Source organism: Gordonia sp. DT219, assembly GCF_049847065.1.
Taxonomy (GTDB): Bacteria; Actinomycetota; Actinomycetes; order Mycobacteriales; family Mycobacteriaceae; genus Gordonia.
In genome coordinates this window covers 14,377-36,929 of record NZ_JBNCNR010000011.1, presented here as the reverse complement: position 1 = coordinate 36,929, position 22,553 = coordinate 14,377, and the positions used below count along the sequence as shown (strand labels likewise).

Sequence of the window (22,553 nt, the reverse complement as noted above, 5' to 3'; positions counted from 1 at the left end):
TCAGCCTCCCACTCTGACGGTCGTGGTGGTTCCCCAGATCGCCAGCCCGAGAAAGAAGTCGAGCACTGCGATCAGCACCAGCGCGGCACGTACGGCGTGACCGACTGCCACGCCCACACCGGCGGGGCCGCCGCTGGCGTAGTAGCCGTAGTAGCAGTGCACGAGGATGATCACGAAGGCGAATATCAGCACCTTGCCGAACGACCACAACACATCGGCAGGTGGCAAGAAGAGATTGAAGTAGTGGTCATAGTTGCCCGCGGACTGGCCGTTGAAGATGACCGTGATCTCACGTGAGGCGAGATACGACGCGAGCAGCCCGAGCACGTAGAGCGGGATGACCGCGATGAATCCGGCAATCACACGCGTCGACACCAGGAACGGGATCGACGGCACGGCCATCGACTCGAGCGCGTCGATCTCCTCCGAGATCCGCATGGCACCGAGCTGGGCGGTGAAACCGCAGCCGACCGTCGCCGACAGCGCCAGCCCGGCCACCAGTGGCGCGACCTCACGGGTGTTGACGTAGGCCGAGAGGAAGCCGGTCAGCGCCTGCGACCCGATCTGGTCGAGAGCCGAGTAGCCCTGCAGACCGACGACGACGCCGGTGAACCCCGACATCAGCACCATGACGCCGACCGTGCCCGCGATCACCGCGAGACCGCCGGTACCGAATGCCACCTCGGCCAGCAGGCGCAGCACCTCGCGGGTGTAATGCACCAGCGTCTTCGGAATCCACGCCAGGGCGCGGCCGTAGAAGGACATCTGCTCGCCGGCACCGTCGAGAACCTTCAACGGCTTGCCGGCCAGTTTGCGCGCCTCGTAGAGGTAGTACTCCGGGCGGCTCTTCGCGATCGTCACACCACCGGTCACGGCTAACTCCCCTTCGGTGGGACGATCTGCAAATAGACCGCCGTGATGATCAGGTTGGCAAGGAACAGCAGCAGGAAGGCGATGACGACGCTCTGGTTGACCGCATCACCGACCCCCTTGGGGCCGCCCTTCGGATTGAGTCCCTTGTAGGCGGCGATGACACCGGCGATCACACCGAAGATCGCCGCCTTGACCATCGAGACCCATAGATCCGGAAGCTGTGCGAGCGCACTGAACGATGCGAGATATGCGCCCGGGGTGCCGCCCTGGACAACGACGTTGAAGAAGTAACCACCACCGATGCCGACGACCGCGACGAGGCCGTTGAGCAGCACGGCCACCAGGATCATCGCCAGCACGCGTGGCACGACGAGGCGCTGGATCGGGTTGATGCCGAGTACCTCCATCGCATCGATCTCTTCGCGGATGGTGCGCGACCCCAGGTCGGCGGCCACCGCCGATCCGGCCGCACCGGCCACCAGCAGCGAGGTCACCAGTGGTGAACCCTGCTGGATCACCACGAGCACACTCGCGGCACCGGTATAGGACTCCGCGCCGAGTTGCTTGATCAGCGAGCCCGTCTGCAGCGAGACGATCGCGCCGAACGGGATCGCGATGAGGGCCGTCGGCAGGATCGTGACGCTGGCAATGAACCAGGCCTGCTGGACGAATTCACGCCACTGAAAGGGGCGTACGAAGGTCTGGCGCGCAACGTCGACGAACAGCTGAACGATATTCCCCGCCTGGGCGAGGGCACTCGTTCCGGCTTGTGCGATCTTGTCGGCGCCACGGGTGGTGGCATTGACCATGCTGAACTAGCTCCGCCCGTCGCCGTGTCGAGGTTTCTTGGTGGTGTCGATCTGCTCGGTCGGCTGATCGGCCCGTCCGACCGGCGGCACCTCCCACTGTTGGGTGGGGGCGTCGTTGCCGCCGAACTCGTAGACGTCGGTCGGGGCCTCGGCGGTGGCGACGCCACCGGCCGCGGTGCTCCACTCGCCCTGGCCTGCCCCGGCATGGCCCTCGGTGTGCTGTTCGTGGGCCCGGGTGGTGGCGAGCAGCTCGTCTTCCTTTTCCATCGACTCGCGAATCGCGCGCTGAGCGTTCGGCGGCAGCGTCGGCAGCAACTCGAGCACCCGCCGGCGGTGCCGGGCGACGGCCTTGCGCTCGGGCATCCCCGGGTTCGGCTGGACCTGCGGGATCATCTCGGAGAAGTCGTCGCTGGTACCACCACCGCCGATACCGGCGGCCTGCATCGCCTCTTCTTGCTTCTGGACCGCCTCGTCCTTCTCCTCGGACATCCCGATCGGACCGAAGCGATCGCCGGAGAGGAACTGTTTGACGACGGGCTGTTCGGAGGTCAGCAGTTGCTCGCGCGGTCCGAACATCACCAGCTCCTTGCGGAAGAGCATGCCGATGTTGTCGGGGATGGTGCGGGCGATGTTGATGTTGTGCGTCACGATCAGGATCGTCGCGTCGATCTGGGCGTTGATGTCGATCAGCAACTGCGAGATGTAGGCGGTACGCACCGGGTCGAGTCCGGAGTCCGGCTCGTCGCAGAGGATGATCTGCGGATCGAGGACGAGCGCCCGCGCCAGTCCGGCGCGCTTGCGCATACCGCCGGAGATCTCGCCCGGCAGCTTGTCCTCGGCACCGGTCAGACCGACGAGCTCGATCTTCTCCATCACGATCCGGCGGATTTCGTCTTCCTTCTTCTTCGTGTGCTCACGAAGCGGGAACGCGATGTTGTCGTACAGGCTCATCGAACCGAAGAGCGCGCCGTCCTGGAAGAGGACACCGAACAGTTTGCGGATCTCGTAGAGCTCTTTGGCCGAGCACTGGGTGATGTCGGTTCCGTCGATGATCACCGACCCCTGCTCGGGATGCAGCAACCCGATGAGGGTCTTCAAGAACACCGATTTACCGGTACCCGAGGGCCCCAGCAACGCCGATACCTCACCCATCGGCAACGTGAGGCTCACATCACGCCAAATATTCTGTGAACCGAACGACTTGGTGAGCCCCTCGACGCTGACCTCTACACCCACAGTTCCTCCAGACGATCGCTGCCCCCGGTGAACTCCCGCACGTGGGAGCCCACCTTCGGCGACATTGTGGCTGGGATCACTGTATCGGACGACCGTCACAGTTCCTGCCCCACCGCACCGAACACACAGCGTGGACGTGGAAGGCAACCTACCAACCGGTAACTTGCCTTCGGGCGATGACACTAGCCGATGAATGGGGCCGAAGGAAAGTGGGCCCCGTTTCACTGGCCGCCACGGGTGGTCTTCCCGTCGGATGGTGGCCGATCGTGACGTGCCTCACGCTCTCAGGAGTGCGCGAATCCTCGATCGCCGGGCGCGTCCGGGGACTCGTCGCCGACCACGATGCCGCTCGTGGCGCTCGGCGCACTCGCGTGGTCGTCACCCTGCTCGGCTACGGCCGCAGGCGCACCGGGCACGCGAGTGGCCCACGCCTCCCGTACCCGCGTCAGCGGTAGCCACCACGAGATGAGCAACACGAGGACGAGCCAGATCAGCGAGGAGTTGCCCCAGATGACCTCCCACCAGCCCCACCGCAGCTCGTTCAGGTTGGCGCTGGGCAGGAATATCGACGGTCCGGGTAACTGCGCCAGCAGGCCCAGCACGCCCAGCCCCAAGAACACCGCGCCGCGCCGGTCGCCGGGGCGTGCCCGTAGCGCACGCACCCCGATCGTGACGAACACGAGAATGAACACCGACGTCAGCACCCAATGGTGAATCCAGGCGGCCGGGGTGGCCAGCAGCGCGACCGCCCACGCCGACAGGAAGCAGAGCTCATACTCGCCGCGCCGGGCGAGGAACCAGGCCAATGCGAGACAGTAGAGGCCCGCGACGGCACACAGCGCCAGCCACCAGTGCGAGCGGACGCTGTCACTCAGCCCCATGCGCGCGAGGACGCCGGCGATGCCCTGGTTGTAGACGTAGGCCAGTCCCCCGATCCGCTCGGGATCGAAGACCGTCGCCGTCCAGTACTTCCACGAGTCCGACGGGGCGATCGCCCACGCGAGGCCGGTCACTGCGAGGAAACCGATGGCGACGTTGATCGCGGCCCGCCACTGCCTGCGCACGATGAAATAGATGAGGATCACCGCCGGTGTCATCTTGATGGCCGCGGCTATCCCCACCAAAAGGCCCCGGTACGGTTCGGCCCACGCCGGGCGGCGATCCCAGAGGGTGTCGGCGATGACCAGCCCGGCCAGGATCAGGTTGATCTGCCCCAGGTCCAGGGTGACGCGGATCGGTTCGAGTTCGAAAGCCACGCCGGTCAACAGCATCGACCAGCCGATCGGCAGATCGCCGCAGCCGACCCGGCGCAGCAGGATGCGGATGAGCCACCACGTCAGCGCGACCCCCAGGATCAGGAAGATCACCGACAGCACCCGCACGGGCAGCCAGCTCATCGGCACGAAGGACACCGCGGCGAACGGCGGGTAGGTGAACGGCAGAATGCTGTCGTTGGCCTGCGGCATCATCGAGTCGTAGAGATGCTGCCCGTGGAGCAGGAACTGGCCGCCGTAGCGGTAGATCTGCAGATCCACCGGCGGACCCCAGTATTTGGTCGGCCCGAGATGCACCAGCCACGGTTGCCCGAACACCCGGCACACCCCGAGTACGAGAGCTACCGCCCCGACGACGTTGATCGTCGTGAACGCACGACGGGACACAGCAGCAGTCACGCGGGCTGATACTAGTCTGTGCGCGGCCCCCGACCGGCATCGCAGTCTCCGGCCGCCCAGCGCCACGCCGACGGACACAAAAGAGGGCCGGTGCGGGCTCTCACCCACACCGGCCCTCTCGTGCCGGAGATTCCGCGTCACGCGGAGATCGCGACGACCGTCTTACTTGACCGACACCTTGGCGCCGGCCTCTTCGAGCTTGGTCTTGGCAGCCTCGGCGGCTTCCTTGTCGACCTTCTCCAGGATCGCCTTCGGCGCGCCCTCGACGAGGTCCTTGGCCTCCTTGAGGCCCAGACCCGAGACGACCTCGCGGACGACCTTGATGACCTGGATCTTCTTGTCGCCGGCACCCTCGAGGATGACGTCGAACTCGTCCTGCTCGGCAGCGGCCTCGGCGGCAGCGGCCGGCGCACCGGCAGCGGCGACGGCGACCGGAGCGGCCGCGGTGACCTCGAAGACCTCTTCGAACTTCTTCACGAAATCGCTGAGCTCCAGCAGGGTCAGTTCCTTGAACTGATCGATGAGCTCGTCAGCGGTGAGTTTCGCCATGGTGGCGTCCTTCCTGTCTGTCCCCGGTACGGGGGTGGTTCATCCCGTCCGGGATGGGGTACGGGTTCCCGCGGCGCGGGAAAACTGTTGTGCCGGCGGGCTTTACTCGCCGGATGCTGCTTGCTGCTTCTCCTGCAGGGCCGCGGCGAGCCGCGCCACCTGCGATGCCGGCTGATTGAACAGGCCGGCAGCCTTTGCCAGATTGCCCTTCATGGCACCGGCGAGCTTGGCCAACAGGACCTCACGGGTCTCAAGGTCGGCGATCTGTTCGATCTCGGCAATGGACAGCGCCCGGCCGTCCATGTACCCGCCCTTGATGACCAGAGCCTTGTTGTCCTTGGCGAAATTCTTGATCGCCTTCGCGGCCACCACCGGCTCGCCTTCGATGAAGGCGATCGCGGTCGGACCGGTGAACAGCTCGTCGAGCCCTTCCACGCCCGCCTTCTCGGCGGCACGCTTCACCAGGGTGTTCTTGGCGACGGAGTAGGTTGCACCCTCGCCGAGGGAACGACGCAGATCGGTGATCTGGCTGACGGACAGGCCACGGTACTCCGTGACGACCGTTGCCGTAGCGCCCTCGAACTGCTCAGCGATCTCCGCAACCGCGGCGACCTTTTCGGACTTGGCCATACTTCGCCTCCTTCCTCATCACTCGAGTTGAGTTTGGTCAGATTCAACCGGTGACCGCAGGAGGCGGACAGCACCCCCGGCGAGCACATCCGCTCGATGAACGAAAGCTCCCGGAACGACAAAACGCCCCGGCACGCAGAAGGCACGGGGCGTCACATGTGAGCACACCGGAATCCGGTCGCCCACTCGTTGTTCCACGTTCTCCCTGCGTGGGTCGCCGACACGGATGTCGTCCTTCGATCGGGATCGCTCCCGATGACCAACGGTCTCTGGTTGAACCGATACGACGTGGCAATGCACGTCACACCGAGGTTCGAGATTACCGGACACGACGCCCGGCGGCCAAATCGCTTGCCCGGGCCGGCCGCGACCATCGAACGAATGAGTCGGCACCCTTGCCGGCCTGCGCATTTCGCTGTCGTGACCCAATTGGCGCCCACCTCGATGCGGTTCCTATATCCGCCATGGACTACAGTCGGCGGTCGGTAGTGACGTGGGCCACAGACTGTAAGTCCGGTTCCACTTCTGCTGCCGAGCACACGACGGGGTGTGAGCGGCGCCGGTGGGTCCGGCGCCAGGGTCACGCCCCAGGCAGGGTGAAGCGCCATGACCTATCAGTTGGACCCGAAGTCCCCGGTGGTGCCACGCACCGGCCCGGCCACATCAGGCCGGTCCGCTGCCGCGCAACCAGACCGCGGGCGTGCCACGCCGCGCTCGGCCCCGCGCTTCGGCACCCTGCCGCTCGGCGATCCGACCGGCGGCGCCGACGGTATCCGCTGGCGTGAGTCCGTCGACGGCGCTCAGATCTACCCGCGTGTGGTCATCGACCGCGACGTCAAACTCACCATGAGTGACGGCGCCACCTTGCGGGCAACCGTGATCCGACCCGCCAACCGCTTCGGTCAGACCGTCCTTACGCCCTATCCGGCCATCGTGAACATCAACCCGTACAACCGGGCGACGGTCGACCTCGTCGACAACCTCACCCACGCCCCCGTCCTGGGACGCGCGCTGCGCGTCGCGTCGACGTCGCTCGACGCCACCGATACCGCGCTCGGCGGACTGACGCGACTGACGGGCACCCTCGCGGGCGGCATCCTCGACGTCTTCGGGATCAACCGCACCCTCGTCCGCAGCGGATACGTGCAGGTGATCGTCGACGTCCGCGGCACCGGCGCCAGCGGCGGCAAATGGCAGATCCTCGGCGCCCGCGAACAACAGGACTCGGTGGAGGTCATCTCCTGGGCCGCCGAACAGGATTGGTGCGACGGCCGGGTGGGACTGGCCGGCTGGTCCTATTCGGCGATCAACTCCCTGCAGGCCGCCGACAAGCGGCCACCCGAGCTCGGTGCGGTCTTCGCCGTCGAGGGCTGCGACGACATCGTCCGCGACATCTACATCACCGGCGGCATGCCCTCGGCGTTCATCCCGATGTGGCTCTCGGTGGTCAACGTCCTCAAATGGGTGCCCAATCCGTCGACCTGGATCCGCGACGCGCTGCGCGGCGACACCCTGGCTTGGCTGCGCGACCGTGTGGCGTCGCCGGCGACCGAGATCCCGTCGCTGCTCTGGGGTTTCCTCACCGCGCGCGACGACCGCATCTTCGACGACCCCTACTTCGACGAACGAGATCCGCAGGTCGGCCGGATCGAGGTCCCCACCTTCACCGTCGGCGGCTGGCACGATCTGTTCGGCGGCAGCGCGACCGGCATCTATGAGCGCCTCGAGCTCGAACCGGGCCGCAAGCAGATGCTCATCGGCGACGGCTACCACTTCGACGTCGGCACCGGTCACGGCTCCAGCTCGGCCCCACCACGTCTCGACGTCCTCGAGCGCGCCTGGTTCGACCGCTGGCTCAAGGGTCAGCGCAACGGGATCGACTTCTATGGACCGGTCACGATGATGCAGCAGGGTGGCTCATGGACCTCCGGGCCGTCCTTTCCCCGCCCCGGCGTCCGGCCGCAACGGCTCTACCTCACCGACGACGCGTCGGACACCGCCGAACACTCCGTCCACGATGGATCGTTGAGTCCTGTTCCCGGGCAAGGGCTGTCATCGCTACACGTCCGGCCCGACCTGCGCGGCCTGGCCTCGCGCGACATGACCCAGGTGACGGCCGGGGCGTCGATGGTGTTCGGCAACTCGTTCACCACCGATGCCCGATTCCAGGAACGCGGGGCCCTCTCGTTCACCAGCGCCCCGGTCACTGCGGCCACCCACCTCAGCGGGGCACTCAACCTGCGCCTCAACGTCGCCACCACCGCCCACGAGGCCATCTGGGCGGTGACCGTCAATGATGTTGCGCCCGATGGCTCTTCGGCCGTCCTCACCAACGGGGCATTGTCGGCCACCAATCGCGCACTCGACCGGTCACGGTCGAGCTTCACCGACGACGGAACCCTCGTGGGCGCCTATCACCATCTGTCCCGCAAACGTAAGCTGCCGGTGCCCGCCGACGAGCCGGTGCGCATCGACATCGGCCTCGTCCCCACCGACGCGGTCCTCGAACCCGGGCACCGATTGCGCGTCGATGTCTACGCCGCCAGCTTCCCGCGGTACCTGACGGTCGTGCCCGACCTGCTCAAGGCCCGTGGCCGGCGCCAGCGTCTCGTCCTCGATCCCGCGCACCCGAGCTACCTGACCTTCCTGGCCGACGACGGACTCGCCCGCGCCGATCACCGCAAGCCCGAATCCGAGAGCACGACGCGGTAGACGAACCCCGCCTCGGGCCCGAGGACCGTGCCGACGAGTTCGGTGAGGGTGAGCACGAATCCGCGTCCGTGCGCTGGGCCCGCGACATCGTCGAGGTGGTGGGCCAACTCGTGCAGGATCACCAATTCCCGTAGGGCCCAACGCCCGTCCCGCGATTGCGGGATGGCGATCTCGCCCGTCTCCCGCCGATATTCGGCAGCCCGGAAGCCGCGCCGGGCACGCACCGACACCGGCACCTCGGCGCGGACGAAGCGTTGCCGCACCGCGGGCATCGCGAGCACCCGCTCGACGTAGTCGCGCACCGAATCCACCGACGAGAACAACGCCTCGACGGGCAGGGTCAGCTCGGTACCGGCGATCTGCACCGTGCGCGCCGACCCGGGCCGCTCGAACATCCGCAGTAGCAGCCGCTCGGCCTCATAGAGCCGGGATCGTGCCGAATCGCGCGCAGTCATCGCCCCGATGCTAACCGGCGCATGCCCGTCAACCGTGTCGGCGGCGCCTTGTGCCCGGCCGCCGGCAGATGCCCCGCTACCATCTCCCACAGCCGCGAATGAGGGAGCCACTCGATGAGGGAGGGTCGATGAAGGCACTGGCGTCCGACCGGATCCAGCGATGGCGCGCCCGCGGCGCAGGCATCGCCGACCGGGCGTTCTCGTTGCCGGGCGCCCCGCTGGTGGTGCGCATCGCGCGCGAGTTGGCCACCGCGAGTCTCTCCGACCGGTCGATGACGCTGTCGGCACAGGCCTTCACCTCGGTGTTGCCCATCGTCATCCTGCTCACCACACTTCCCGTCGGCCGCACGTACCTCGATGAGGCGTTGTCGAATCTGGGCGTACACCCCGAACGCATCGACGCGTCGCTGTCCACATCGACGACCACGGCGTTCGGTGTGATCGGTGCGCTCATGACGATCGCCGGCGCCACCTCACTCGCCCGTGCACTGGGCCGCATGTACATGCAGACGTTCCGGGTGAACAAGCTGTCGTGGCGCAGTTGGTGGCGATGGGTGCCGGTGATCTTCCTCTTCCCGGTTGCGGTGGTGGCGCAAGGCCTGATCACGCCGGTGCACAGCGCCAGCGTTTTCGGGGTGCGGTTCAACGGAACGGGTGCCCTCGGCCTGACGGTCGTCATCGTGGTGACCTTCCTGATCTGGTGGGCGCTGTGGACGGTCGTGCCCCGGCTGATGGTCTCCAAGCAGGTGCCGATGCGGTTGCTGGCGGTCAACGGCGCACTCACCGGCGCACTCGTCACGGTGTATCTGGTGGGCAGTCGCATAATCCTGCCGAAGACGGTGTCGGGGACCATCAACCACTTCGGCACCCTCGGCATGGTGTTCCTCGCGATCAGCTGGCTGTACTTCTACGCCATGGTTCTGGTCGTGTGCGCCACGGTCACCCATGCGATCGCCACCGACGACGGCCCGCTCGGGCACCTCGTCGGCGGGTTCACCGGGATTCCGGCACCCGCCCCCATCGCGCGCAGTTCGCTGGCACTCGCCGACGCACGCATCGAGGCCGACGACCGGCATCCGTGACCGCCGCGGATCGGTGAGCGCAGCGCATCGGTGAGCGCGCCGGCGCGGGAGCCTCAGGCCTCGAGAGCGCCCCGCGGGGCCCCGAATTGCGGGTCCGCGCCGATCTTCGCGCGCCGCCCGGCGCGGTCACCGGCCCGCCGCGCGCCCTCCGAGTAGCCCGCCGACGCGCTCGTCGGCCGCCACGTACCCCGCGCCCGCGACTCGGTGCGATAGAAGTCGACGACCTCGATCTCCTTGTTGCGCAACGCGAGCGCGGTCGACGACCCGGAACCGCGTGACCCCTCGAGACCGGCTCCATCGGGGCTCGACTCACCGTCGGCCGCGATCGCCTCGCGCCGTTGCTCGTCACGTGCCTGCGTCAGCCGGGCACCGATCCGCTCGGCGAAGGCGGACTGAAAGTTGAGACGGGCGGTGATGGGCGCCAACGGTTTTCGCTCCACGACCTTTCGCGACCGCCAGCCCTCGTCGCGGCGCACCACGCGCGCCGACATCTCGTTCTTGTACTCCCCCGACCGCAGATACGCGTCGCTCGCGGCCACCATCTGCACCACCAGCGACGTGTAGAGCGCCTCACAGGTGTCGATGTCGGATTCGAAGCCGTACGCCAGCACGAACGTCGAGTTCCCGGCGACGTCGACGGTGACGTCGTTGGCGCGGGCGATCGCCACGAACAACTGCACATACGTCTTCAGCCCACGCTTGCCCGCCTCGCCGATGGCGATCTGCCGCGAGATCGGGGTGGTCGTGGTCCGCGCGGCCGGGTCGTGGGCGCGGGCCAGCGCCAGGTCGATCGCCGATTTGGTGGCCAGGCGCTGCGCCGCGGCCATGAATGTCTCCGCCTCGTGCGGATTGTCGGTGTTCTCCGCCTGACGCAACAGTCCGGCGATTCGGGTGAGCAGCTTGTCATCGCGCATACAGATCAGACTATTTCGGCCACCGATCGGTTCCACTCTGCGCCCGATTTCTTTCACACCGCGCCCAATCTCTTTCACACCGCGGCCGAGCCCTTGACTTTCCCATCCGGAAAGTAGAGACTACTTTCCAAGTAGGAAACCCTTGAACGAGGAAACCCTTGAACGAGGAAACCAATGACGAGGAGGCCGATCCGCATGGCCGACATCACCCCCCACCAGGCCCGCGCGGCTCTCGACGAGGTCGCAGGCGCCCGTCGTCGCGTCGCCGATGCGGTCGGATTGCCGCAGCTCTACTGGACCGTCATGGCCATCGGCTGGATCGTCCTCGGCATCCTCACCGACTTCACCCCGGCGTGGGTGGCCACCGTGGCAACCGCCGCCTTCGGCGCCGGGCATGCCGCCGTCGCCGGCCGCCTGCTCGACGGACGCCACGCCCACCGGGGCGTTCAGGTCAGCCGCGCCGTCGCCGGTCGCCGGGTGCCGCTGATCGTGATCGGCATCCTGCTCGTCGCCGTCGCGGTGACCATCGGATTCGGTTTCGCCCTCGACGCCGACGGCGTCGAGCACTCGGCCACCTGGGCCGCGGTCATCGTGGCCGCCGCCATCGGATTCGGCGGCAACACCATCTTTGCCGCCATTCTCCGGCGGGTGCAGCGGTGAGGACTCCTCGCTTCGACGAACTCATCCACCCCAGCACGCGGCTCTCGTTGGTCGCCACCCTCGCCGCCAGCGACTGGGCCGAGTTCGCCTACCTCAAAGACCGTCTGGCCTTGTCAGATTCGGCGTTGTCCAAACAACTCGCCACCCTCGAAGCGGCCGGGTACGTCAGCACCGAACGCCCGGTCACCGGCCGTCGGCGCACGGTGCGCGCCCGCCTGACCCCGACCGGCCGCGACGCCTTCGACGGGCACGTCGCCGCACTGCGGCAGATCGTCAACCGGCAGATCGTCGACCTGCCCGACGAGACCACCCCGGCCGGACCGATCACGACCGGAGGAGAAACCGGATAAATCGGGCACCGTCGCGCGCCTGCGCCTCGACGGGCTTATCGTCTGCATCACCAGTGCAGCAATGGCGCTTCACCATTCGATCGAAATGATGGAGGCGCACATGCCCGAAGGGCACGAAAACCTGACCGACGACGAGGCGCACCTGGCGCGTCTGGGCTACACCCAGGAGCTGCACCGCTCGTGGTCGGGATTCTCCAACTTCGCGATCTCCTTCTCGATCATCTCGATCCTCTCGGGATGCTTCACCTCCTTCGGACTCGGCTGGAACAACGGCGGCCCGGCGGCGATCGCCTGGGGCTGGCCGATCGTGTCGATCTTCATCCTGCTGATCGGTTTCTGCCTGGCCGAACTCGTCTCCGCCTATCCGACTTCCGGCGGAATCTATTGGTGGGCAGCCAAACTCGGCGGCGCCAAGGCCGGCTTCTACACCGGGTGGCTCAACCTGATCGGGCTCGTCGCGATCCTCGCATCGGTCGCCTACGGCGCGGCCACGTTCCTCGACCTGACCATCGGCACGTTCAGCGAGTCGTGGTTGGCCGGTTACAGCCTGACCCGGGTGTTCATCATCTTCCTGATCATCCTGGCGATCGCCGTCCTGATCAACATCTTCTCCGGGCACCTGTTGTCGATGCTGAACAACATCTCGGTCTGGTGGCACGTATTCGGTGCCGCCGCAGTCATTCTCATCCTCTTCCTCGTACCCGACCAGCACGCGTCGGTCTCCGACGTGTTCGCCCGCACCGTCAACAACTCCGGGATCTTCAGTGGCTCCACATCGCACGCCGGGTTCATCCTCTACATCCTGCCCATCTCGGCGATCCTGACCCAGTACACGATCACCGGCTACGACGCATCCGCACACATCTCCGAGGAGACCAAGGGCGCCGCCGGCGCTGCGGCCAAGGGCATCTGGCGTTCGATCGCCTACTCCGCGATCGGCGGCTGGGTACTGCTGCTCAGCTTCCTGTTCGCCGTGCAGGACGCCGACGGCGTGACCAAGGGCGGCGGTGCGGTGGCCACCATCTTCACCCAGGCCCTCTCCTCACGGTGGGCCGGGGTCGTCTTGCTCATTTCCACTGCGGGGCAGCTGTTCTGCGCTGCCGCCTGTCAGACCAGCGCCTCCCGGATGATGTTCGCGTTCAGCCGCGACGGGGCCGTTCCCGGCCACCACCTGTGGAAGCAGGTGAACGCGCGGGGCGTACCGGCCTACGCGGTGATCGCCACGGCCGCGGTCGCCGCGATCATCACCCTGCCCGCCCTCGTCGCCGTCGACATCAACGGCGCACCGGTGCCGGTCGCGTTCTTCGCAGTCGTCTCGATCGGCGTCGTCGGTTTGTACCTGTGCTTCGCCGTCCCGATCTACTACCGCTGGCGGGCCGGCGATTCCTTCGAATCCGGCTCCTGGACACTGGGCTCCAAGTACAAGTGGATCGCCCCGTTGGCGCTCGCGGAGATCGTCGTGACCTCGGTCATCGCCATGTTCCCGACCTCGCTGGGCGGCATGCCCTGGGATCAGAGTTTCGCCTGGAAGTACGTCAATTACACACCCCTGCTCGTCGGCGGTGCCCTCATCCTGCTCTACGCGTACTGGCACCTGTCGGTGAAGAAGTGGTTCACCGGTCCGATCACGCAGACCGCACCCGCACCCGTCCTGCAGGAGACCTGACGCCAGTCGCAGACGCTCATCATCCCCGGTGCGCCGGGCGCCGATCGGGCGCCCGGCGCACCGCAGTAACGTCGAGCCCGGACGGGCACGACGGGGCGATGACGGGAGCGCGACATGGGATCGACGACGATACGGCGCGGGATCACCGCATTGGCGATCTGTGGGGTGGCCCTGCTGCCGGCGGCGTGCGTGAACTCCGCCGACCCGGCCGACACCGGATCGACGTCGGCGACCGCCAACAACCTGAACCCGCACACCCTCAGCCGGACCGCCGACGAGGTCAGCCGATCGGGGCTACCCGTCACCGATCAGCATGACGTGACCTCACAGGTGTGCCCGAAGGCCGGGTGCGCAACAGCGCTGGCCACCGACCAGTTCACCCTCATGCAGTTCACCACCACCGGGCGCGCGGAGATCTACCTCGGTGAACACCTTCAGGCGTTCCAGGTTCTCAACGTGGTCGTCGACTTCCCCGCGGGCACGCCCGCCGACCAGCGGACCCGCTACCAGAACGCCATCCAGACGGCGCTGTCCTGAATCCCGGGCGCCGTCACAACCCGAACTGCTGCTGCATGTTTCGTAGCGTGTCCGCCGACGCCAGCAGCCCCGCGCGCTCGTCGTCGGACATCGCCACCTCGAGCCGGCGCGCGCACCCACTCCGATCCACCAGCGACGGCAACGAGAGACAGACGTCGTCGAGTCCCTCGAATCCGGTGGCCAGCGTCGACACCGGCAACACCCGGTGCTCGTTGTTGAGCACCGCCTCCACGATCCGGGTGGCCGCCAGGCCGATCGCATAATTGGTCGCACCCTTGCCATCGATGATCTTGTACGCGGCATGCACCACCTCGTGGTGGATGCGCCGACGCACGTCCTCGTCGATCGGCTCATAGCCGGGCAGTGCCTTCCAATCCCGCAGTGGCACACCGCCGATGGCGGCCGAACTCCACAGCGGGATCTCCGAATCGCCGTGCTCGCCGACGATGTAGGCGTGCACGTTCTGCACCGCCACGCCCGCGTGCTGCGCGATGAGGAACCGTAGGCGCGACGAATCGAGCACGGTCCCCGACCCGAACAGTCGATTGGCCGGCAGCCCACTGATCTTCAGCGCGGCGCTGGTGACGATGTCGACCGGGTTGGTGACCATGATGAACACCGCATTCGGTGCCGCCTCGACGGCCTGCGGCAGGATCGCCTGCGTCAGCCCGATCGTCGCCTCCGCCAACTCCAGACGCGACTGTCCGGGTTTCTGCTTGGCGCCGGCGGTGAAGACGACGACGTCGGAATCGGCGACGACGTCCATCGTGTCACCGCCGACGATGTCGGTGCGCGGGACGAACTCCAGCCCGTGCGACATGTCGAGCACCTCGGCGGTGACCTTGGCGGCGTTGATGTCCATCAGCGCGATCGTGCGCGCCACCCCGCGGATCAGGGAGGCATAGGCCACCGCCGTCCCCACCGCCCCGGCACCGATGACGGCCAGCTTGGTCCCTCGTGCGTCCATCCCACTACCTCCGCGAGTCCTCGGGTGCCGATTGCTCTCAGTCCTATCCCATTTTCTCCGTTCGCGCGGTCCGAGCTGGTTCACGCGGTCCGTCGACGGCCCGCGCGAGCAAGTTCGACCCGCGCGACGTTGCGACCGGCACGCCCGTCGCCCGACATCGTCGCCCTGTCCGGTCGGACAGCGTCCACCCCATCTGCTTGGTTGAACATCTGATCGATCATTTGTTCATGTGTTCTTGTGTTGGCCGGGAGACCGCCGACATGCTCGGACATGTCATCCACCGCGACACAAGGAGATCGACGTTCATGGCCATCGAGCTGAATCAGATCTGGGACTTCCCGATCAAGGACTTTCACCCCTTCCCCAACGCAAAACTCGGAGTCGGCGCCCACGACATGCTCGGCGTCGAGGCCAAGGACCTCGGCATGACCCGGGTCCTGTTGATGACGACCGGACTGCGCGGCTCCGGGATCATCGAGGAATTGAAGGGCAAGATCGAATATCAGGGTGTCGACGTCGTGCTCTACGACAAGGTCGAGTCCAACCCGAAGGACTACAACTGCATGGACGCCGCAGCGCTCTATCAGTCCGAGAAGTGTGACGGCATCATCTCCGTCGGCGGCGGCTCGAGCCACGACGCCGCCAAGGGCGCCCGGATGGTGATCGCCCACGACGGCCGCAACATCAACGAGTTCGAGGGCTTCTCCAAGGCCACCAACAAAGAGAATCCCAAGCACATCGCGGTCTCGACGACGGCGGGCACCGGATCGGAGACGTCGTGGGCCTACGTCATCACCGATACCTCCGACATGAACAAGCCCCACAAGTGGGTGGCCTTCGACGACACCTGCCTGGTCGATCTCGCAATGGACGATCCGCTTCTCTACTACAGCTGCCCTGAACACTTCACCGCCTTCTGCGGATTCGACGTTCTCGCCCACGCCAGCGAGCCCTACGTATCGCGGCTGGATTTCGCCCCATCGCTCGGAAACGCCAAGTACGCCGTCGAACTCATCCGGGACCACCTGCGCACGGCCGTGTACGAGCCCCGCAATCTCGCCGCGAGGACCGGCATGATGCACGCGCAATACATTGCGGCTCAGGCGTTCAACTCCGGCGGTCTCGGACTGATCCACTCGCTCTCGCATGCGGTGAGCGCCTTCTACGACAGCCACCATGGCCTCAACAACGCCATTGCCCTGCCCCGCGTCTGGGAGTACAACCTGCCCAGCCGCTATGAGCGATACGCCGACATCGCCGCCCTCCTGGGTATCGACACCAGCGGCATGACCACCGTGCAGGCCGCCGACGCCGCCGTCGAGGAGGCCATCCGGCTGTCGAAAGACCTTGGAATCCCGGATAATTTCGGCCAATTGAGCGTGGGCAGTTACGAGAAGAACCGGATGAACACCGGCAAGTACGAAGGTCGCGGCGAGACCATGGACACCTCCGACAAGCAGATCCGTGCCATCTCCGAACACATGATGGACGACTGGTGCACGCCGGGCAACCCGCGCGAATGCACCGTCGAGTCGCTCATCCCGATGGTCTCGCATGCGATGACCGGCACGTACTGACCCGAGGGCCGCCGCCCAGAGAACCGGGAGCCTGAGCAACTCCCGCACGGTGGGTCGGCCCGGGCGAAGCAACCTGAACTGACCCTTCGACCCGGACCGATCCACCTCCTGTCCTCGGCAAAAGTGTTGTACACCAACCACAACGATGCCCGATACACAAAGGGGAACCATGCCCGAACCCGCGGTCCCGCCGACCGAACCGCACACCTTCGCGACCGTCGACGACCTCGTCGCCGGCCTCGACGAGCAGGGTTACATCGCCGACCCCGACCTCGCGGTGGTCGTCCACCTCGCGACCCTCCTCGATCGTCCGCTGCTCCTCGAGGGCCCGGCAGGGGTCGGCAAGACCGAACTCGCCAAGGCCCTTGCTGCTGCGTCCGGCCGGGAGCTGATCCGATTGCAATGCTATGAGGGTCTCGACGAGGCACGGGCACTCTACGAGTGGGACTATGCCCGCCAATTGCTGCACGTGCAGATGCTGCGCGACCGTATCGGAGCCGAACTCGCATCCGAGCCGAGTCTTCCGGCGGCCTCGGCGGCGCTCGCACGTGCCGAGATCGGGGTCTACACCGAGGAGTTCCTGATCGCCCGGCCACTGCTCGCCGCAATCCGCTCGAGCACCCCGGCGGTGTTGCTCGTCGACGAGGTCGACCGCACCGACGAGGCGATGGAAGCCGTCATGCTCGAAGTCCTCGCGGAACGACAGGTGACCGTCCCCGAACTCGGCACCTTCACGGCGCGGTCGGCCCCCTGGGTCATCCTGACCTCCAACGACACCCGCGAGCTGTCCCCCGCACTCAAACGCCGCTGCCTGCACTTCCAGGCCGACTATCCCGATGCCGGCCGGGAATGCCGCATCGTCGGGGTGCGTGCGCCCGACGTCGAGGATTCCGTCGTCGCGGAGGTCGTCGACCTCGCCCGCCGGTTACGCGAACTACCGCTCCGCAAGAGTCCCTCGATCGCCGAGGTCATCGATGCCGCGCGGGCCGCGGCCTTCCTCGGCGACACGGGCGGCGAGCATCGCGAAGCCACCCACCGGGCACTGTTGTCGCTGCTCGTGAAATTCGGCAGTGACCTCGACATCGCCCGCCGCGAGATCGAGGCCCCGCACGCGAGCGCCGGTGTGTCCGCCGTCGTCGGAACCGACGGTTCCGGTCCCGCCGGTTCGGTGACCGCCACCGCGTTCGGCGCGGGCCGCGCACGCAGTTCCCTACGGCGCTGAGCACGGTCGACGACGATGGCAACCCGGCACCCGCATTCTCCGGACCCGACCGCCGCACGCGAGATGACCCTCGACCGGCTCGCGGTCCTGTTCGGTCGGGTGCTGCGCCGATTCGGGGTCGGCGTCTCGCCGGCCGAGGTGATCGAGATCCGACGCGTGCTCGACCTCCTCGGCGGCCACGCGCCCGGCCTGCGGGCCGCACTGCGCGCGGTCAGCGTCAAATACGTCCACGAGACAACGGGATTCGACCGCGCCTACGACACCTTCTTCGGCGGACTCGTCGTGGGTGATGGGCCGGGCCCGCGCCCGCGCGGTGCCGCGGCAGATCTCCCCGACGACATCACATGGGACGAGGAATTCGACGGTGCGTCCCGGCGGATCGGTGCCGACGAGCACACAGACGACATCGGCGACCTGCTGGCCGACGACCCGGACGCCCGCGCCCGCCACGCCGAGAGCGCGCACCGCGAGGAGAACGACTTCACGGTCTCCGCGGGCACCGAATCACTTGCGGTCGACCAGGATTCCGACTCGGCGGCCGGCGGGATCACCTACACGATCGACGTGGACGAGGCCGATTCGGCGAGCATCGGGGAGCTGACCGGGCCTGCGGCACGGGTGCGCGGAAACCCACTGGGCGTCGACGGTGCAGCCGCCGTCCTCGCCGCACTCGACGCCCATGATGCCCGGCGGGCCTACGGCGCCGACGGCACCGAGTGGATCGACGACCGGCAGCGCGCCGAATGGGAAAGGGCCCTCGAGGCTTTCGTGGATGCGCTGGCTCGGCGTCTTGCCGAGGCCGACGACATCACCGAACCCGCAGGGGCGGTCGACCGTTCGCCCACCCTCGATCAGGCCGACATCGACCGCGCCTGCCATCGGCTGGTCCAGCGGATGCGCGGGGCGCCACAGCGCATCGTGGCCCGCACCGACCACGGCGGACTGGACATGCGCCGCACCATGCGCTCGGCGGTGGCCACAGACGGTGTGCCGCTACAACTCTGGCGGCGCTCCACTCGTCCTGGGCCGGTCCGTCCGGTGCTTCTCGTCGACGTCTCGCTGTCGGTGCGACCGGTCGCCGGCTTCCTGCTCCGCCTCGCCCAGACCCTGCACCGGCATGGAGATCGATGCGAGGTCCTCGCCTTCGTCGACACGCCGGTCCACGTGACCGAATCGCTCAGACACGACGACGGGGACTCGGCGCTGGCCGCGGTATTGGGCGCCGACGGCCTCGATCTGGCCGCGACCAGCGACTACGGCGCCATGCTCACCGGCCTTCTCGGCACTTTCGGCGGCCTCCTCGGTCCGCGCACCACGGTGATCGTGGCCGGCGACGCCCGCAGCAACGGCTTCGATCCGCGAGTCGACTTGTTCGCCGAGTTGGCGCGGCGAGTGCACCGGGTCGCCTGGGTGACCCCTGAACCGCGCCGGTACTGGAACCAGTCCGGCTGCTCTCTGGGTGCCTACCGCGAGTATTGCGACGCCGTCGTCTGTGCCCGAGACGGCGCCGAGCTCGTCGACCGTGTCGACGAGCTCGCCGCGGCGCTGCGCTGAGAAGGGCGACGATCCTGCCGCGCACACTCAGCTCGCAACAGCACGACTGTTTTCGTTCGCGCGGTCCGAACTTGCTCGCGCGGTCCGAGCTGGTTCGCGCGGGCTGTCGACGGCCCGCGCGAGCAAATTCGAGCCGCGCGAAGGCAGCTCACCGCTCGTCGTCTGCGGGATCGGGGTGCCGGACACATGGTGAGGACGCCGACACCGACACCCGGTCGCTGCCCTCGAAGGAGACGTCGACAGTGAATCTCCGCGCGTCGCGCACGTGACGGTCACGCCAACCGCGCGACGGCATCGCTATCGGATCTATCGGGCTGAAGCCTCGCTGCCCCAGGGCGTCCACTCCTTGCAGGATGCGCGTGATCTTTTCCGAGCCTCCGTACTTCCCGGTTTCGATTTGGTAGCTCCACGGCGGGCCGTCCGGCATCATCGTGTTCGGGTTGGTCCAGCATCCAGACCGGGTGAGCCGCCCAGCTGACAACTCGGCGGGGTCTAAGTCGCGCCACTCGGGATCCAGCGCCCGCATGTTGGCATTGAGAATCGCGACGACCTCCGCACGCGACATCGACACGGCGGGAACGTCGTCCTGGTCCTCGGTCAGGCCGCAGCCGGCAAGCCCGAGGATCATCGCGGCGGCCGCTGCCAGGCGAAGATTCATTGTGGCCGTTCACCATCCACGTGTTCCCCAGTCCTATCCCATTTTCCCCGTTCGCGCGGTCCGAGCTGGTTCGCGCGGGCTGTCGACGGCCCGCGCGAGCAAGTTCGAGCCGCGCGAAGGCAGCTCACCGCTCGTCGTCTGCGGGATTGGGATGCCGGACACATGGCGAGGACGCCGACACTGAGACCCGGTCGCTGCCCTCGAAGGAGACTCCCACAGTGAATTTCCGCGCGTCGCGCACGTAACGGTCACCCCGACCGCGCGACGGCATCCCTATAGGATCTATAGGACTGAAGCCTCGCTGCCCCAAGGTGTCGACTCCTCGCAGGATGCGGGTGATCTTTTCCGGCGAGCCTCCGTACGTCAGGGGGCCGATCCGGTAGCTCCACGGCGGGCCGTCCGGCATCATCGTGTTCGGGTTGGTCCAGCACCCATGGCGGGCAAGCCGCCCAGGTGACAACTTGGCGGGGTCGGAGTCGCGCCACTCGGGATCCAGCGCCCGCATGTTGGCATTGAGAATCGCGACGACCTCCGCACGCGACATCGACACGGCGGGAACGTCGTCCTGATCCTCGGTCAGGCCGCAGCCGGCAAGCCCGAGCACCGCCGCGATAGCCGCTGCCAGGCGAAGAATCAAGTGCCCGTTCACCATCCTCGTTGTTCGATTGCATTCGGTCGTGACCCCGGGATGCTCTCCAACCCGCTCGGGGATCGAGGGCTACTGAGTTCCGAGTCTGGTCCACGCCACAGGTATGGGACGGGATCCTTGCCGGTGATGACCTTGACCATGTTCTGGAACGCATCCGATGATGGATCGTTCCAATAGTCGCCATGGCCATCTGGGCCCTGCACCAACTCGTCCGGGTGTTCCTCGTTCCAGATCCCGTAATACCCGGTGTCGAGCCGGGTCACGCCGGGAGCGGTATCCGGATCACCGCCGTGCTGTATCGATCCCTGACTCTGCGCGTAGTGGATAGGGTCACCCGGCGCTGTCAGCGAATACCGCTCGACATGCGGATTCGGATTCTGCCACGGGCCGTCGAGCACACCGGTACCGGCCGACGACGCATAGATCACCCGGTCGGCATTGAGCCCAAGCTGTTCCGCAGTCCCGACCACGGAGCCGCCGTAGGAGTGACCGATATATGTGGTCGCCGCATCAGGGGCCACATCAGCGAGCGTGCGATCGAGCTCATGACCAAAAGCCACGAGCTTCGGTGCCATATTGTTCGCGTACGTGGTGTCGACTGCCGAATCGTCCGACATCGAGAACATGTTCTGGGGCAGCTCGCCATTCATGTAGAGGATGACCGGGCCGCCCGTCGCGTGTGCAAGGTTCCACGCCGAGTCATGGTTGCTCTGGCTGCCGTTGAGGTTGGTTCCGGTCCCCGGGACGTACACCGCTACGTTCCGAGTCGTCGGAGTGATCGCTCCGACCAGTTCGATCATGTTTCCGTTCGTGGTGTTCTCGAACGCCAAGAAGGTTCGCTCGACCGCACTGTCGTCGGCGCCGTTGCCGTCGGCAGAATTCGCGAAGGGGTCGTCGAACTGCTCGAGCATCGAGACGAGCTGTTTGATCCGGTTCTCGTCAGGCGGGTGAGTCTGACGTTCGTCGATCAACGCGTTGCGAATGTTGACCTCGTTCGCGTCTATCCGCACCGCAAGCGGAACACCGTCCATATTGCCGATGGCCTGTGGGTCGGCCTGGGCGAGCCGACGTAACTGTTCCGGCGTCAAACCGGCGAGCAACTCTGCGCGTTGGTCTGGCGTCATGCTCGCCAGTCTGTTCACCAGCACATCGGGGTCGATCAGGCCGACACCGCGGATGTCGATGTCGGGCTGGCCGTTGATCATCGAGATCAAATCCGAGGCGAGCCCCTCCAACCGCGTACCGTACGTGTCATCCAGGTCGCCGACCGTATCCAAACCACGAATGATTTTCGCCTCGAACGTACGTGCTTGCTCTTCCTTGCTGGGATCCGGATGTGTCACCAGCCCCGTCTCCGACACATCGAAACCCTCAGCGATCGCGGAGTCGACCTCCCGCAGTACGTAGTCCTTGGCGAAACCCAGGTCGGTCGCCGCATCGCCTGCTTCGTCGGCGATCTGGTTCAAGACGTTGCGTACCTCGAAGGCGTGGTCACGTTCCGCATTGAGCTTGGATTCCGCTGCATCATGGGTCTTACCGTGCCAGGTCGTCGAGCTGTGGAACGAACGAATCGACGCGTCGATCGCACCGTCCAATGTGGCGGCATTACTTGCAGCCGTCGATCCGGCCGCGCCGAGTGAGGCTGTATCCCAGGTACGCAGTTGGCTGATGGACGTGCGCGTCACCGGGAGGGCAACCGATCGAATCCGGATGCCGCCGCTCCATCAGCGTCGACCACCCTCGTTGTGAATACCCGCAATTGTGTGGCGAATGCTTCCAA

At 66.6% G+C, this 22,553-nt stretch carries 21 protein-coding genes; 9 read left to right on the top strand and 12 right to left on the bottom strand.

The window, feature by feature from the left end:
* From ACPXB3_RS14185 to rplJ, 6 genes are all read right to left on the bottom strand, one after another.
* Window positions 1-873, bottom strand: a complete 873-nt coding sequence (locus ACPXB3_RS14185; protein ID WP_425704910.1) for an MlaE family ABC transporter permease — start codon at window positions 871-873, stop codon at window positions 1-3.
* 2 nt (window positions 874-875) lie between these two features.
* Window positions 876-1,682: an MlaE family ABC transporter permease gene (locus ACPXB3_RS14180; protein ID WP_425704911.1), complete on the bottom strand. Its 807-nt coding sequence runs from the start codon at window positions 1,680-1,682 to the stop codon at window positions 876-878.
* Window positions 1,683-1,688: 6 nt separating this feature from the next.
* Complete coding sequence (locus ACPXB3_RS14175) at window positions 1,689-2,918, bottom strand: ABC transporter ATP-binding protein (protein WP_425704912.1); 1,230 nt, start codon at window positions 2,916-2,918, stop codon at window positions 1,689-1,691.
* Window positions 2,919-3,202: 284 nt separating this feature from the next.
* Complete coding sequence (locus ACPXB3_RS14170) at window positions 3,203-4,591, bottom strand: glycosyltransferase 87 family protein (RefSeq protein WP_425704913.1); 1,389 nt, start codon at window positions 4,589-4,591, stop codon at window positions 3,203-3,205.
* 162 nt (window positions 4,592-4,753) lie between these two features.
* A complete protein-coding gene (gene rplL / locus ACPXB3_RS14165; RefSeq protein ID WP_425727998.1) occupies window positions 4,754-5,140 on the bottom strand; it encodes a 50S ribosomal protein L7/L12 in 387 nt (128 codons plus the stop codon).
* 102 nt (window positions 5,141-5,242) lie between these two features.
* The gene (rplJ, locus tag ACPXB3_RS14160; protein WP_425704915.1) at window positions 5,243-5,770 is read right to left on the bottom strand and encodes a 50S ribosomal protein L10; all 528 of its coding nucleotides are present in this window, start codon (window positions 5,768-5,770) and stop codon (window positions 5,243-5,245) included.
* A 606-nt stretch (window positions 5,771-6,376) separates the two neighbouring features.
* Here rplJ and ACPXB3_RS14155 point away from each other — a divergent pair.
* Window positions 6,377-8,482, top strand: a complete 2,106-nt coding sequence (locus tag ACPXB3_RS14155; RefSeq protein WP_425727996.1) for a CocE/NonD family hydrolase — start codon at window positions 6,377-6,379, stop codon at window positions 8,480-8,482.
* On the opposite strand, the gene ACPXB3_RS14150 is transcribed toward ACPXB3_RS14155, so the two are convergent.
* On the bottom strand, window positions 8,446-8,937 hold the full coding sequence (locus ACPXB3_RS14150) for a TIGR04338 family metallohydrolase (protein ID WP_425727994.1): 492 nt from the start codon (window positions 8,935-8,937) through the stop codon (window positions 8,446-8,448). The two genes, ACPXB3_RS14155 and ACPXB3_RS14150, sit on opposite strands and share 37 nt — an antisense overlap.
* Before the next feature lie 128 nt (window positions 8,938-9,065).
* Here ACPXB3_RS14150 and ACPXB3_RS14145 point away from each other — a divergent pair, with 128 nt between their 5' ends.
* A complete protein-coding gene (locus ACPXB3_RS14145) occupies window positions 9,066-10,019 on the top strand; it encodes a hypothetical protein (protein ID WP_425704918.1) in 954 nt (317 codons plus the stop codon).
* Between the two features lie 53 nt (window positions 10,020-10,072).
* Here ACPXB3_RS14145 and ACPXB3_RS14140 read toward each other — a convergent pair whose 3' ends face one another.
* Window positions 10,073-10,933 carry a DUF2786 domain-containing protein gene (locus ACPXB3_RS14140; protein WP_425704919.1) on the bottom strand — a complete coding sequence of 287 codons (861 nt, stop codon included), beginning with the start codon at window positions 10,931-10,933 and terminating at the stop codon, window positions 10,073-10,075.
* A gap of 195 nt (window positions 10,934-11,128) precedes the next feature.
* On the opposite strand from ACPXB3_RS14140, the gene ACPXB3_RS14135 reads away from it, so the two are divergent.
* From ACPXB3_RS14135 to ACPXB3_RS14120, 4 genes are all read left to right on the top strand, one after another.
* Window positions 11,129-11,593, top strand: a complete 465-nt coding sequence (locus ACPXB3_RS14135) for a hypothetical protein (RefSeq protein ID WP_425704920.1) — start codon at window positions 11,129-11,131, stop codon at window positions 11,591-11,593.
* Entirely contained in the window at window positions 11,590-11,943 is a 354-nt protein-coding gene (locus ACPXB3_RS14130) for a winged helix-turn-helix domain-containing protein (RefSeq protein ID WP_425727992.1), read from the top strand. Before ACPXB3_RS14135 ends, ACPXB3_RS14130 begins: the two co-directional genes overlap by 4 nt.
* 100 nt (window positions 11,944-12,043) lie before the next feature.
* Window positions 12,044-13,609, top strand: coding sequence for an amino acid permease (locus ACPXB3_RS14125; RefSeq protein ID WP_425704922.1), 1,566 nt, complete (start codon window positions 12,044-12,046; stop codon window positions 13,607-13,609).
* Window positions 13,610-13,723: 114 nt separating this feature from the next.
* Window positions 13,724-14,146 carry a hypothetical protein gene (locus ACPXB3_RS14120; RefSeq protein ID WP_425704923.1) on the top strand — a complete coding sequence of 141 codons (423 nt, stop codon included), beginning with the start codon at window positions 13,724-13,726 and terminating at the stop codon, window positions 14,144-14,146.
* Window positions 14,147-14,159: 13 nt separating this feature from the next.
* Here the strand turns inward: ACPXB3_RS14120 and ACPXB3_RS14115 are convergent, their stop codons facing one another.
* Window positions 14,160-15,113 (bottom strand): L-lactate dehydrogenase, encoded by a 954-nt coding sequence (locus ACPXB3_RS14115; protein ID WP_425727990.1) that lies wholly within the window; start codon window positions 15,111-15,113, stop codon window positions 14,160-14,162.
* A 305-nt stretch (window positions 15,114-15,418) separates the two neighbouring features.
* On the opposite strand from ACPXB3_RS14115, the gene mdo reads away from it, so the two are divergent.
* From mdo to madC, 3 genes are all read left to right on the top strand, one after another.
* A complete protein-coding gene (mdo, locus tag ACPXB3_RS14110; RefSeq protein ID WP_425704925.1) occupies window positions 15,419-16,690 on the top strand; it encodes an NDMA-dependent methanol dehydrogenase in 1,272 nt (423 codons plus the stop codon).
* Window positions 16,691-16,859: 169 nt separating this feature from the next.
* Window positions 16,860-17,912: a MadB family AAA-type ATPase gene (locus tag ACPXB3_RS14105; protein WP_425704926.1), complete on the top strand. Its 1,053-nt coding sequence runs from the start codon at window positions 16,860-16,862 to the stop codon at window positions 17,910-17,912.
* Window positions 17,913-17,927: 15 nt separating this feature from the next.
* A complete protein-coding gene (gene madC, locus ACPXB3_RS14100) occupies window positions 17,928-19,466 on the top strand; it encodes a MadC family VWA domain-containing protein (RefSeq protein ID WP_425704927.1) in 1,539 nt (512 codons plus the stop codon).
* A gap of 148 nt (window positions 19,467-19,614) precedes the next feature.
* On the opposite strand, the gene ACPXB3_RS14095 is transcribed toward madC, so the two are convergent.
* From ACPXB3_RS14095 to ACPXB3_RS14085, 3 genes are all read right to left on the bottom strand, one after another.
* On the bottom strand, window positions 19,615-20,124 hold the full coding sequence (locus ACPXB3_RS14095; protein ID WP_425704928.1) for a hypothetical protein: 510 nt from the start codon (window positions 20,122-20,124) through the stop codon (window positions 19,615-19,617).
* 124 nt (window positions 20,125-20,248) lie between these two features.
* Window positions 20,249-20,761: a hypothetical protein gene (locus ACPXB3_RS14090; RefSeq protein WP_425704929.1), complete on the bottom strand. Its 513-nt coding sequence runs from the start codon at window positions 20,759-20,761 to the stop codon at window positions 20,249-20,251.
* 8 nt (window positions 20,762-20,769) lie between these two features.
* Window positions 20,770-22,458 carry an alpha/beta hydrolase gene (locus tag ACPXB3_RS14085; RefSeq protein ID WP_425704930.1) on the bottom strand — a complete coding sequence of 563 codons (1,689 nt, stop codon included), beginning with the start codon at window positions 22,456-22,458 and terminating at the stop codon, window positions 20,770-20,772.
* Window positions 22,459-22,553 lie beyond the last annotated feature (95 nt).

Bases quoted from the DNA above. Each gene is read 5' to 3' on its own strand.
- ACPXB3_RS14135 (WP_425704920.1), top strand. From the start codon at position 11,129: ATGGCCGACATCACCCCCCACCAGGCCCGCGCGGCTCTCGACGAGGTC.
- ACPXB3_RS14120 (WP_425704923.1), top strand. From the start codon at position 13,724: ATGGGATCGACGACGATACGGCGCGGGATCACCGCATTGGCGATCTGT.
- ACPXB3_RS14140 (WP_425704919.1), bottom strand. From the start codon at position 10,933: ATGCGCGATGACAAGCTGCTCACCCGAATCGCCGGACTGTTGCGTCAG.
- ACPXB3_RS14145 (WP_425704918.1), top strand. From the start codon at position 9,066: ATGAAGGCACTGGCGTCCGACCGGATCCAGCGATGGCGCGCCCGCGGC.
- ACPXB3_RS14150 (WP_425727994.1), bottom strand. From the start codon at position 8,937: ATGACTGCGCGCGATTCGGCACGATCCCGGCTCTATGAGGCCGAGCGG.
- mdo (WP_425704925.1), top strand. From the start codon at position 15,419: ATGGCCATCGAGCTGAATCAGATCTGGGACTTCCCGATCAAGGACTTT.
- ACPXB3_RS14125 (WP_425704922.1), top strand. From the start codon at position 12,044: ATGCCCGAAGGGCACGAAAACCTGACCGACGACGAGGCGCACCTGGCG.
- ACPXB3_RS14155 (WP_425727996.1), top strand. From the start codon at position 6,377: ATGACCTATCAGTTGGACCCGAAGTCCCCGGTGGTGCCACGCACCGGC.
- madC (WP_425704927.1), top strand. From the start codon at position 17,928: ATGGCAACCCGGCACCCGCATTCTCCGGACCCGACCGCCGCACGCGAG.
- ACPXB3_RS14095 (WP_425704928.1), bottom strand. From the start codon at position 20,124: ATGAATCTTCGCCTGGCAGCGGCCGCCGCGATGATCCTCGGGCTTGCC.
- ACPXB3_RS14105 (WP_425704926.1), top strand. From the start codon at position 16,860: ATGCCCGAACCCGCGGTCCCGCCGACCGAACCGCACACCTTCGCGACC.
- ACPXB3_RS14115 (WP_425727990.1), bottom strand. From the start codon at position 15,113: ATGGACGCACGAGGGACCAAGCTGGCCGTCATCGGTGCCGGGGCGGTG.
- ACPXB3_RS14180 (WP_425704911.1), bottom strand. From the start codon at position 1,682: ATGGTCAATGCCACCACCCGTGGCGCCGACAAGATCGCACAAGCCGGA.
- rplJ (WP_425704915.1), bottom strand. From the start codon at position 5,770: ATGGCCAAGTCCGAAAAGGTCGCCGCGGTTGCGGAGATCGCTGAGCAG.
- rplL (WP_425727998.1), bottom strand. From the start codon at position 5,140: ATGGCGAAACTCACCGCTGACGAGCTCATCGATCAGTTCAAGGAACTG.